Source organism: Marinospirillum sp., from assembly GCF_014859565.1.
In genome coordinates this window covers 1-11,857 of sequence record NZ_JACUUA010000103.1, presented here as the reverse complement: position 1 = coordinate 11,857, position 11,857 = coordinate 1, and the positions used below count along the sequence as shown (strand labels likewise).

Below are 11,857 nucleotides of genomic sequence, written 5' to 3'. Positions count from 1 at the left end.
AGGTCTGGTTTTACGATCTGGCAGCCGACGGCTACTCGTTAGACGACAAGCGCACGCCATTAAAAGGCGAAGGCAGCAACGATCTGCCAGATGCCATTGCCAAGTGGAAACAATACCGCGCTCTGGTTGAGTCAAGCGCAACACCAGAAGAAATCAACCAAGCCTTTGGTGATAAGACTCAAAAAGCCTTTCTGGTATACGCCGAGGATATCCGCGCCAATAAATACGACCTCAGCATCAACCGCTATAAAGAAGTAGTGTATGAAGAAGAACAGTACGAAGACCCGAAAGTGATTTTGAAAAAGTTAAAAGCGCTGGAAAGCGAAATCATGGCGGATTTGGATGAGCTGGAGGGGATGCTGTGAGTAACATCGTGCCTTTTGGGAGTACTTGTAAACTACAAAATGGACGAGCATTTAAGCCTGAAGAGTGGTCTAGCTCGGGAACTCCGATAATTCGAATCCAGAATCTGACTGATGAATCAAAACCATTCAATTATTGTGATTTTGAAGTTGAAGACCGCTTTCATGTGAATTCAGGTGATTTGCTATTTTCATGGTCCGGTACGCCAGGAACCTCTTTTGGTGCTTTCTTCTGGAATCGAGGAAAAGGGTTCTTGAATCAACATATTTTTCGAGTTGACCTTGATGTTAAGAGAGTAGATAAAAACTATCTTCGGTATGCAATCAACTCGAAGCTAAATTTCATTATCGACCAGGCTCATGGAGGAGTCGGGCTCAAGCACATTACTAAGGGTAAGCTCGAAGCTATTGAAATCCCCCTCCCACCCCTGCCCGAACAAAAGCGCATCGCTGCCATCCTCGACAAAGCCGACGCCATCCGCCGCAAACGCCAGCAAGCCATCCAACTCGCCGACGACTTCCTCCGCGCCGTGTTTCTGGATATGTTTGGTGATCCAGTGACCAATTCGAAGGGGTGGGAGGTAAAATCACTAGGTCAAATTTCAACTTTTGAAAATGGTGATCGCTCGTCTGCTTATCCAAGTGGTGACGATCTTGTGACAGAGGGTGTGTTGTTCCTAAGTACGAAGAATATAGTCTCAGACACCCTAAGTCTTGAGTCCTGTCAGTACATCACGGAAGACAAATACATGGATTTGTCTCGCGGCAAGGCCAGAAATGGCGATCTAATTATCACGCTTCGAGGAACGTTGGGGTCTTGTTGTGTTTTTGATTGTGTACATCAAAAAGCCTTTATCAATGCTCAGATGATGATAATTAGACCTGGCTCTGGTGTGGGCAATATATTTCTGCATGATTTGCTTGTCTCGAAGGCGATAAAAAATCACCTACAAGCAATTGGGCAGGGAGCAGCTGTTCCTCAGCTCACTGCAAAGCAACTGAAGGAGCTTATGCTCCCAATTCCTCCGATTCAGGAGCAAAAGAAGTACGAAAGTATTAGAGGTTCTGTTTTGGCGAGTATCAAAAAGATGCAGTCGGAGTCTAAAGAGAGCTTATTTAAAGCAATTACGCAAAAAGCCTTCTGGGGTGAGCTGTGATATTCCTGAAGCCCAACTTACATCTGCCACTGTCCAAACTATTAGATTAACTTTATTCATTATAGGGACTTTCCATGAGCCTCACTGACCGGTCTGCCATTGCGATCAACGTCACTTTGCTGGAAAAAATCAATTTTGCCTGCCACCAGAGTGCGTTTTCGGTGTTACGTGAATTGATTGTTTGCAACACAAGTGAAGAGTGCATGCTAGAGAATCTGGTGTTGCGCATGGAATCGTCCCCGGCCTTTGTGGCAGAAAAAAGCTGGACAATGGATCGGCTTGGCGCTGGTGTAGAACTGATGATCAAGGATCGGGATATTCGGCTGGATGGCGGTTTCTTGCTGGGTTTAACCGAGTCGATGAAAGGCACTGTGCGGTTTGCGCTGTTGCAGAACGAGGAGGTTCTGTGCCAGCGCACGCTGCCCGTGGAGTTATTAGCGCATAACGAGTGGGGCGGCAACCAGTATATGCCGGAGTTGTTGGCCGCTTTTTGTACCCCCAATGATCCGGCTGTTGATCGCCTACTGGGTAAGGCCAGTCAGGTGTTACGAAAAGCCGGAAAGCCGGATTCGATTGATGGCTATCGCGGCGGTAATCGTCAGCGGGTATGGGAGCTGGCTTCGGCTATCTATTCGGCCATTGTGCACCAACAAATTGGCTACGCCTTACCGCCTTCCAGTTTTGAACATCATGGTCAGAAGATTCGCTCACCCAGTGCCATAGGCGACAGCAAGGTCGCCACTTGCCTGGATACCACGCTGTTGTTTGCTGCGGCGTTTGAGCAGGCGGCTTTGAATCCGCTTGTGGTGCTCATTGAGGGGCATGCATTGGTGGGGTTGTGGCTGGAGCCGGAAGATTTCAGCAGTGTGATGATTACCGATGCCGAGCTGCTGCGGCAAAGGCTGGCGTTGAAGGAGCTGATTCTGATTGAAACGACCTTAGCAACCCAGCATCCACCAGTGCCTTTCTCACAAGCAGTACAAGCCGGTGCTAAAACCGTGGGCTTGGATAAAGATGATAAATTTGTGGCTGCGGTGGATATCCGACGGGCGCGTGACCATCGCATTAATCCGTTGGCTCTGGTGGTGCAGCGTCGTAATGATGCCACCGGTGAGGCGGAAGAATCTTTTGAGCCACCATTTGAAGAAGCGCCGCCTCTGCCGTCGTTTCCTGTGCCGTTCACCGAGGATGAAATTCCTGACAGCGCCATGGGTCGGATGGGGCGCTGGCAAAACAAATTGCTGGATCTGTCGGCACGTAACCCGTTGCTGAATCATCGACCAGGCAAAAGCAGTTTGTCATTCGTACAGGCGAACCCAGCCGAACTGGAAGATATGTTAGCCGCCGGTGCTCGAATGACGATATCGCCATTTCCGAAGCTGAACGGTGCCGATCAGGATGAAGAGATTTACAGCCAGCGCAGCGGTGACGATCTGAAAGAAACTTACGCGCGTGAAGCGTTGCAGAAAAAGCAACTGCTGGTTGATAGAAGCCAGGAAGAACTTGATAAAGCGACCGTTGAAATTTATCGCAAGGCTCAGACGTCTTTGAAGGAGGGTGGTTCAAATACACTGTTTTTGGCGATTGGCTTTTTGTTGTGGAAGCCGAATGAAAAGGATCAGAAACGCTATCGTGCCCCCCTGATTCTGTTGCCAGTGACGCTTGAACGTAAATCGGTTCGCAGCGGTATCAAGATTGCCGCCAGCGATGATGAACCCAGATTCAATACCACGCTGCTGGAAATGCTGAAGAAGGACTTTGGTATCGAGTTGCGTGGTTTGCAGGGCGCTTTACCGGAGGATGCCAGCGGGGTTGATGTTGAGGGGATATGGCATCAGGTGCGGCTGGCGATCAAGGATGTGCCGGGCTTTGAGGTCATTGAAGAGGTGGTGCTGGGGCATTTCTCATTTGCCAAGTATTTGATGTGGAAAGACCTGGTCGATCGGGCCGATGCTCTGCGAGAGAATCCAGTCGTTCGCCATTTGCTCGATAGCCCCAGAGAGCCTTATGAAAGCGATATACGCTTCGTCGACTCTGATCATATTGATCGCGATTTTGCGCCTTCGGATTTGCTCACGCCGCTGCCCGCAGACTCTTCCCAGATGGCGGCGATTGCCACCGCTGATCGTGGTAAGGATTTTGTCATCATCGGTCCACCCGGCACCGGCAAAAGCCAGACCATCAGCAACATGATTGCCCATATGCTGGGGAAAGGTAAAAAGGTGTTGTTTGTTTCAGAAAAAACGGCAGCACTGGAAGTGGTTCATCGTCGTCTGAAAGACATAGGTCTGGGTAATTTCTGTCTTGAATTGCATTCCAACAAGGCTCGTAAGGCTGATGTCCTGGATCAGTTGCGTTCGTCCTGGGCTCGGGCTGGTCAGTCGTTGGCAACAGAATGGCAGAGCGAAGCTTTACGTATGAAGTCGTTACGAGATCGACTCAATACGCTGGTGAATAGCTTGCATCAGCGTTATGCCAATGGTCTTACCCCACACTACGCTATGGGCGTGAGTATTCGTGACAAAGACTTAGCTGCCAAAGCGGAGTTCAGTTGGAGTTCTGCCAATGTGCATACTCAGGATGACCTGAAGCAATTGCGCGAAGTGGCCGAGACTCTGCAGGTTCAGGCGCTGGCGATTGGTGATGTCAGCCAGCATGAGCTGGCGTCGATTGATCATTCAGACTGGACACCGCAGTGGCAAGAGAAGCTGGTCTTGCAGGTGCAGCAGCTCGATCGCTCAGCAATCGCTTTAGATAAACGCTTATCAGAGTTGCTGGCAGCATTAGGCCTTGAAATTCACGTTCGTGAATTCGGGCGTTTGCAGGCGTTACGTGAGCTAGGCCAGGTACTGCTGGACTCTTATCGGCAGTCTTCGTCTTTCGCTCTGGAGCCGGATGGGGTAGACCGTCTTGAGGCAATGGAAACCGTCATCCGTTTGTTGAAGGACTATGTGAAAGCCCAGGCAGAGTTGAGTTGTCAGTATGCTTCGCGAGCCTGGCAAAACCTCGATCCGGTTCAATTGGAACAACTTTGGCAGCAGGCTAATACCCTGTGGTGGCCTAAACGCTGGTTTGCCAAGCGTGCGCTGATCAAGCAGGTCAGGCAAGCAGGCGCACAAGGCACGCCAGATCTCAGCGTGGATATCGTCCTGCTGAAGCAGATGAAGTCATCTGCGGAGAAAATAGATCAACTGGAGAGTTTGCTGGCTGGGCTTAAGGGCTGGCAATCGTACGAGACTGACCCCGAAGTATTAAGCCAGCTGCAGTTGCTGGGTGCCCGTGCCCGTACTGCAGTGGGTAAGCTGGCCGATGATGCCGAGATGCTGATGGCATTCAGAAGCCGTATCAGAACCTTACTTTATGACGGTAATGATCTGTTGGCTGCAGATGCTCCGGTAGGCCGCAGCGTATTGGCTTTCATGGAGGAGTTGACACGTTTCGAGGCTTTGAAAACTCAGGTCGAACAATTGGCCGGTGCGTCGGTAGGGTCAGCCCTCGATCAATCAGGTTCTGTTTTGCTGACCCTTTCTGAATGGTGCCAGCGTATCAGCATTAAGCAACAGTCGTTACGTGACTGGTGTGCATGGGTTCGTCGACGTAATGAAGCGATTGATCTGCAGCTTGGTGCATTGGTTTCCGCGATTGAGCAGGGCGCTGTTGCGGCTGAGGATATTTGCGACACCTTTGAGGCGGCTTACTGTCGGTGGTGGTCGAAAGCCGTCATTGGCGAAAACAGTTTGTTGAGTTCGTTCTCATCTGCAGAACACGAAGCGGCTATTCAGTCTTTCCGGGAACTGGACACTCGTTTCAGCCAACTGACAGCGGATTATATTGCCGCCAGGTTGTCTGGCCAGATTCCCGATCAGGATGATGTCAAAAAGAGTTCTTCATGGGGCATTCTGCGTCACGAACTGCAGAAGAAAACCAAACATAAGCCCGTGCGTGAAATGCTGGAGCTGATGCCTGATGTTGTAACGACTCTTGCACCTTGCCTGATGATGTCGCCATTGTCGATCGCACAGTTTTTGTCTGCTGATCAATCACTCTTTGATGTGGTGATTTTCGATGAAGCATCACAAATCACGGTCTGGGATGCCGTTGGTGCTCTGGCTCGTGGCAAGCAGGTCATCGTTGCCGGTGATCCGAAGCAGATGCCCCCAACCAATTTCTTCGCTCGTGCTGACAATGATCCTGACGGTGATCTGGATGGCGAGGGGGATTTGGAAAGTATTTTGGATGAGCTGATTGGAGCCAGTATCCCATCCCGTGTGCTTAATTTGCACTACCGTTCGCGCCGTGAAAGCCTGATCGCTTTCTCGAACAGTCGTTACTACGACAATTCTCTGGTGACATTCCCGGCACCGGTTCACCCGGATAAAGGGGTGCGCCTGGTCAAACCTGGTGGCTTTTATGCGAGAGGGAAAGCACGCCATAACCAAGGTGAAGCTAGAGCGATTGTTGAGGATATTCTGCGTCGCCTGACTTCTTCGGATGGTAATGTCCGTAAGCAGTCGATTGGTGTGGTGACGTTTAACACAGAGCAACAAAGCCTGATCGAAGACTTGCTGGATAAGGCACGTTCGACTGATCCTTCGATTGAATGGGCTTTTTCGGAAGAGCATTCACTGGAACCAGTGTTTGTGAAAAATCTGGAATCGGTTCAGGGTGATGAGCGTGATGTCATTCTGTTCAGTATCACTTATGGTCCTGATGAAGCTGGTCATGTCACGATGAACTTTGGCCCGCTTAACCGCACCGGCGGTGAGCGCAGATTGAATGTTGCCATGACGCGGGCACGATCCGAGATGGTGGTTTTTTCGACCTTATCCCCGGACCAGATCAACCTAGGCCGTACCAAGGCTACGGCGGTGGCAGATCTAAAGCATTTCCTTGAGTATGCGGAGCGTGGCGCTTCTGCTCTTGGTGCGGCGGTTCATGGTTCGTTGGGGGATTTTGAATCTCCGTTTGAAGTTGCCGTTGCTAGGGGGTTACAGCAAAAAGGCTGGACAGTTCATCCTCAGGTTGGAGTTTCAGCTTATCGAATTGATCTTGGTGTTGTGCATCCAGACATCCCCGGGATCTATCTGGCTGGGGTTGAATGTGATGGTGCGATGTATCACAGCTCTGCCTATGCCAGAGAGCGAGACAAGATTCGTCAGCAGGTTCTGGAAGGCTTGGGTTGGCACATGTTGAGAGTCTGGTCGACGAACTGGTGGGTGAATCAGAAATATGAAATTGACCTACTGCATACAAGACTGACTGAACATTTGGCCAGGGATCGCCAGTGCCGTCAGGAACAGGAGGTTTCCTGCGATCAGCCAGCGAGCGATCAGTGTGAGCCAGATAAATGCCACACCCAAATCGCGGGCTTGGTTCCTGGTCATGCGCAGAGCAGTCTTATGGAGGAAACCTCCGAATCTGGAGTTATTGAAACCTACAGAACGATGGACTTTTCTGCCTTTTCACTTGAGCCTGATCAGTTTTACGACGATGGCTACAGCTCTGCTTTACAGGAAATGATCAGGCTGTTGGTCAATACAGAAGGACCAATTCATGAATTACTACTGTTGCAGCGTATTGCCAGAGCCCATTCTTTCAAACGAGCAGGAACAAAAATGCTCGATCGAGTGAATGAGCTGGCTTCATTGTGTTGTGGCTTTAGTGAAGAGAGCACTGGCAAATTCTGGTGGCCCGAAGGGGTTGATGAGAAAGGCAGGGAGCGTTATGCACGGACAAGCAATCGAGCCGAGGAGGCCTCCAAGCCTGAGTGGATTAGTGACACTGAACTGAAAAATATAATTAGAGCCAGAGGGTTGGATAATGATCTGACTGGCCTATGCCGAGTCTTGGGTATTCAGCGGGTAACTGCAAAAGTGAAGGAGCGCCTCGATGGATTACTGCAAATGGAAGAGCCGCTGTAGGCTATGTCATTGCCGTATCTTCCAGTGCACCTTTTGATCTGTCTGAATCTGATGAGGTTTTTCGTGAGCCAGGAGCCTGCGGCCTATAAGCAGTTTCAGGAAGATAAACGAGATACCGTGTTGGCATCGGTGTGGCGTTCCAGTATATCTGCATCAGGATAAAGAGTATCAGCCTAGTCTGAGTTTTTCACGGCGCAGTAGCGAACCTAATTCATCATGCAGGCAGGCAACAGCTTACTGGTTGATGGATAGCCTGTATCAGCAATCAATCACCAGGCTTCTCACCTTTATCTGTTTTAATCTGCTGAATCAGCCGTATTTTTGACTCATCATCAAGCTTGCCAAGCTCCAGAATCAGTTCAGCCATGATGTCATCTTCGGTGAAGAAATAGGGAACAGGCACGCCCAGTGCTTCAGACATTTTTTTGACCAACAAGAAGTCTGGTGAATGACGCCCTTTTTCGTAATGTGTAATCCGAGAACTAGACAATTCAGGCTGGATTCCTAAAAGCTCACCCAGATGTCGCTGACTCATACCGGCAGCGGTTCTAGCTGCCTTCAACCGGGCTGGTAATGGACTTTTCATGAGCAACCTTAACAACCATTTGATTCGCTAAGGTTATCCCAGTGAAGCTAAAAAATATGCTTAGGAATCCTAAGCAATGATAAGACTAATTCTTTTTTAGGATCTGAGCAAGAGTGAGTGCATCAGCAAATCGAGTTTTGACCAGCGCCTCTTCTTTTGTGACCGCCTGCGGGTTATAGCGAGCGTATTGGGAAACCTCACTTATTTTTAACTGATCCACGGGCACCTTGAAGGGATTTTCTTTACCGTAGAAAAGCCTGTCAAAAGCCTCACTCAGGTGCTCTGTATTTAATGAATTTGCGTTTTCCTGAAGGGCAATCTGCAAGGCCTCATCCAACAGATGCTTCAACCTTCTTACTTCACCTGAACAGGCAGCAAATAAAGGGATAGCAAACTCTATACCCCCAAGATCAGGAGGGTTATCAAACCCCATCCGAACAGCCAACCCTTTCAGAAACCTTACATACTCCTGACGCTGCATAGACAACTTGAAATACGGCAGCTCAATCCGACACATGAGGCGCGAGGCCCACTGTGGCTCCTCAGCAATTTCAGCCGCCCAGGGCATACCCACCAGGACTATGGGAATACCCGCCTCTTCACTGATCAGTTTCAGGCGGTTTGCCACACGCTGGCGATCCTCAATCGACTTGAACTCAATCAACTCCTGAAACTCATTGATGATAATGAGTTGGGTTTTACATTTTTTCAGGATCTTAACCAAGGCTTCAGCTAAACCAGCCTCCCTTCGACGCTCCTTGCGTGACTCTGCACCAAATTGTCCCAGGTCGCTGAGCAACTGAATCATCATTCTTTCTACATCGGGTCTGCTGGGTATGCGGCTAATCAGGACAGGCCGAATGTAGGTGTCCCCGTCTAAGTAATCAGGGTGCTGAGAAGCAAACTGCTTAATGACATAACTTTTTCCTGATCCTGTATCACCTGTGAGTAGCATGCACTGCTGCTCACCTCCAAGCTGCTGATTATTTCTCAAGCGCTCAAGGGCCTGTAAAACCCTGCTGAGAATGGAGTGTTCAACAAAGCAGTTCCTGAATGAGATTAACTGCTCTTGCTGACAAGGACTCAGTGCACTATGCATCAGTAAGGCTCCAGGTCATCAGCCCAGTCGCCCCAATCTTCCAACACTTCACTATCCAAAGCCTTGTGAGTGTCATTTTCATTGGAAACTTTTGATTGGGTACTGGCCATCCTGGCTTTTGCTTCCTCGCGCACGACAGACGAATTGCCAGATGATGACACATCATTCAGCTTTGCAAGCCTGCTAATCCCACCAAGAGTTCGTGCGCTGTTTTTAGATTTTGAGTTGGCGGCAGCCTCAATGTATTCCTGAGTTCGTTCCTCAATGTACTGCCTCGCCTCAGCTAGACCTAGCCGGTCAACACGGGAACGGTTAAAAAGCCGTGTGAATTTCGTGTATGTTTGATGCTCAAAAAGTGAAACACCCTGAAGTTCACTCTCTGGATCAACAGCAGGAACAAGAACATATTCTTGGCAATCTGGAAGAAACACATAAATCTTAGAAACATCACTAGGATCACGTTTAATCATCAATTCAACATACTTCTCACCATTAGATGGCGGCGTGTTTTTTCTAAACTCGACTAACTCATCTGAGCAGTAGGTAATATGATCAAGCACAACACCTACATTTCTGAGCCTGCGCCTAGTGGCGGGTAGGCTCTCAAGAATAAACCGCTGCTCTTCAAGCCCTGTATATTTAACGGGTGGTAGTTCCTTGGCTCCCAACTCCCACGCCAAGATGGGAATGTTAGTTTCGCGGCTTGATGGAGTATAATTATAAATATCAACCACCCACACATAAAGCAGTTCTACAAAAAGAGAAAATGGTAAAATAGCATCTTTTTTTGGGTTGTAGTCTTTTAACTGCTGTACGTTTGAAAATGTTTTTCCAGGAATCTGGTCAATCAAACCAGACTTATAGGTACTAAAAACCCTTTCAACTAAAGGTTTTTTCCAAGGCTTGGCTACAGGGTTATACTCAACATTGGTTCCTAGAGCCTGGCAAAATAGCTCTAGTGATTCTGACCAGAATTCTGCGCCATTATCAACTACAAGGTTTTCTATCTTACCTTCACAGGGCCAATCTTTTTTAATCGCTGGATATTTTTGTTTAATATGCTTTTTGCTGAGGCAGGCATTCAGCATGGCTTTACGAACAGCATCATAGCCCGGCTCCCGGTATCCAAGATGCAAGCCAACAATGCATCGGCTATAGCTATCCACAAGCATTGTGAGGTATGGCCTGCCTAGCGGCTGTTCCAAAGTGTCGTCAAGTAGAATTAAATCAAGGGGTGTATGGTCTATCTCTACACGCTCCATTACCCTGTCGACCTTTTTAAATTTCCCTATTTTTCTAAAGTATTTATCTGCATATCTTTTTCCAAAACGCTTACAGGCCACCTCATAGGGCGGAAGGTCATTGACTAGTTTATAAAACCATCTAGGAGAAATAGGCTTAATTATACCTTCAACGACACTCTTATTACTAACTTCCACTAGATCAACATAGTACCTATATGTTGCCGAAATACTAGGCCGCTCCTTAGTTAAGTATTTCTTAGTTACTGCCTCCCAAGCTAAAGAGTCAAACCCAGAACCCCCTTTCTTACGCTTCTTTTTGTTTCCATTAATAAGTGAGACCACACTCTTATTTTCATAAAACCTTTTTTTCCACCTGTTTACAGTTCGCCAGGAGGGAGTGCTATTTATTAAACCCTGATCCAAGGCATCATTAAGAACCTTTGTTATATTTCTTTCAGACCAGCCACCCTCTAAGTTCTTCTCAACTATTTTTAAAATATTAAGCCTTTGATATGCTTCTTTAACAAGGTGCTCTTCATACTCATCAATTGAAGCCAACCCTGACAAATGCTCTAAATCGGTCGAGTTATAATCTTCATCCTTATTTACAAGATCAACTTTTTGATTTGCATCATTATCCTCAAAATCGACATCATCAAGGAATTCATCTGAAAAGATTCTTGAACTCATGACAAAGTAATCCTCAGCACCAAACGGTTGCCTGGTGACCTAGTTTTTGAGCCTGGAGGTCAGCATAAACGCGGCCACTTTGAAGAAGTTTAAAAATAGAGTTCAAGGCATCCTCTTCCTTCGCTTCAACTTGCTCAAGGACAGAGCTTACTTTAATTACTCCGGATTTTTTTATGATTTCCAAGACAGCAAAATGACAACTGTCCAAACTCGACAAGCCTGAATAGCGATGAAGTAGTTTTAGATTATCGAGTATTGGATTTACCCTGATCTGACGGTCTGTCACTAGAATCAGGTTAAGCCCTGCAGCTTTTGCCGCCTCTCGCTTCTTCTCAAACCTGGCTTTAAAGTCGGAATCATCCATTGCTTTACGAGGTTTAACCTCAATCAATGTCTGAGCACCTGAAGACTCCATGAGAGAGAAGTCTGGAGTGTAAGGAAGCTCTTTACCCTCAAACCGATAGTAAAACCCTTGGGGCTGTGCTTCGAAACAGGAAATATCTGGGGAGTACTCAAAGTGAAAGCACGCGTCAAATTCTAAGCTCGACTCTACGGTCAAGACTCTATTGTTCTTTGAGCTGGAAAATTTATAGAGGTTTTTGACACGGGAGTGACGAAGTTTGCGGCGGTACATGGCATCACCTTTCTGTAGCCAGACTACAGAAAAGATAGTTTATGACACGCTAGAGTGCAAGTTGTGACAACCTGTGTGCAAATTGTGACAACCTAGAGTTCAAACGACAGAAATGGAGATGACCCCTGTCAGCCACATCCCGGCACACACATCCATCACTACCG

At 48.0% G+C, this 11,857-nt stretch carries 6 protein-coding genes and 1 pseudogene; 3 read left to right on the top strand and 4 right to left on the bottom strand.

The window, feature by feature from the left end; all coding sequences use genetic code 11:
- The 3 genes and pseudogenes from IBX50_RS12430 to IBX50_RS12420 form a co-directional block, all read left to right on the top strand.
- Positions 1-365: pseudogene (locus IBX50_RS12430) on the top strand (SAM-dependent DNA methyltransferase); the annotation flags it as partial.
- Positions 362-1,519: a restriction endonuclease subunit S gene (locus IBX50_RS12425; RefSeq protein WP_292256297.1), complete on the top strand. Its 1,158-nt coding sequence runs from the start codon at positions 362-364 to the stop codon at positions 1,517-1,519. The pseudogene IBX50_RS12430 and the gene IBX50_RS12425, both read left to right, overlap by 4 nt.
- A gap of 74 nt (positions 1,520-1,593) precedes the next feature.
- On the top strand, positions 1,594-7,440 hold the full coding sequence (locus IBX50_RS12420) for a DUF3320 domain-containing protein (RefSeq protein WP_292256296.1): 5,847 nt from the start codon (positions 1,594-1,596) through the stop codon (positions 7,438-7,440).
- 265 nt (positions 7,441-7,705) lie between these two features.
- Here the strand turns inward: IBX50_RS12420 and IBX50_RS12415 are convergent, their stop codons facing one another.
- From IBX50_RS12415 to IBX50_RS12400, 4 genes are all read right to left on the bottom strand, one after another.
- Positions 7,706-8,026, bottom strand: coding sequence for a helix-turn-helix transcriptional regulator (locus tag IBX50_RS12415; protein ID WP_292256294.1), 321 nt, complete (start codon positions 8,024-8,026; stop codon positions 7,706-7,708).
- 85 nt (positions 8,027-8,111) lie between these two features.
- Positions 8,112-9,125 (bottom strand): TniB family NTP-binding protein, encoded by a 1,014-nt coding sequence (locus IBX50_RS12410; protein WP_292256292.1) that lies wholly within the window; start codon positions 9,123-9,125, stop codon positions 8,112-8,114.
- Complete coding sequence (locus tag IBX50_RS12405) at positions 9,125-11,059, bottom strand: Mu transposase C-terminal domain-containing protein (protein ID WP_292256291.1); 1,935 nt, start codon at positions 11,057-11,059, stop codon at positions 9,125-9,127. Before IBX50_RS12405 ends, IBX50_RS12410 begins: the two co-directional genes overlap by 1 nt.
- 13 nt (positions 11,060-11,072) lie before the next feature.
- Positions 11,073-11,693, bottom strand: a complete 621-nt coding sequence (locus IBX50_RS12400) for a TnsA endonuclease N-terminal domain-containing protein (protein WP_292256289.1) — start codon at positions 11,691-11,693, stop codon at positions 11,073-11,075.
- Positions 11,694-11,857 lie beyond the last annotated feature (164 nt).

Coding starts and splice junctions, on each gene's coding strand:
- IBX50_RS12420 (WP_292256296.1), top strand. CDS start 1,594: ATGAGCCTCACTGACCGGTCTGCCATTGCGATCAACGTCACTTTGCTG.
- IBX50_RS12415 (WP_292256294.1), bottom strand. CDS start 8,026: ATGAAAAGTCCATTACCAGCCCGGTTGAAGGCAGCTAGAACCGCTGCC.
- IBX50_RS12410 (WP_292256292.1), bottom strand. CDS start 9,125: ATGCATAGTGCACTGAGTCCTTGTCAGCAAGAGCAGTTAATCTCATTC.
- IBX50_RS12405 (WP_292256291.1), bottom strand. CDS start 11,059: ATGAGTTCAAGAATCTTTTCAGATGAATTCCTTGATGATGTCGATTTT.
- IBX50_RS12400 (WP_292256289.1), bottom strand. CDS start 11,693: ATGTACCGCCGCAAACTTCGTCACTCCCGTGTCAAAAACCTCTATAAA.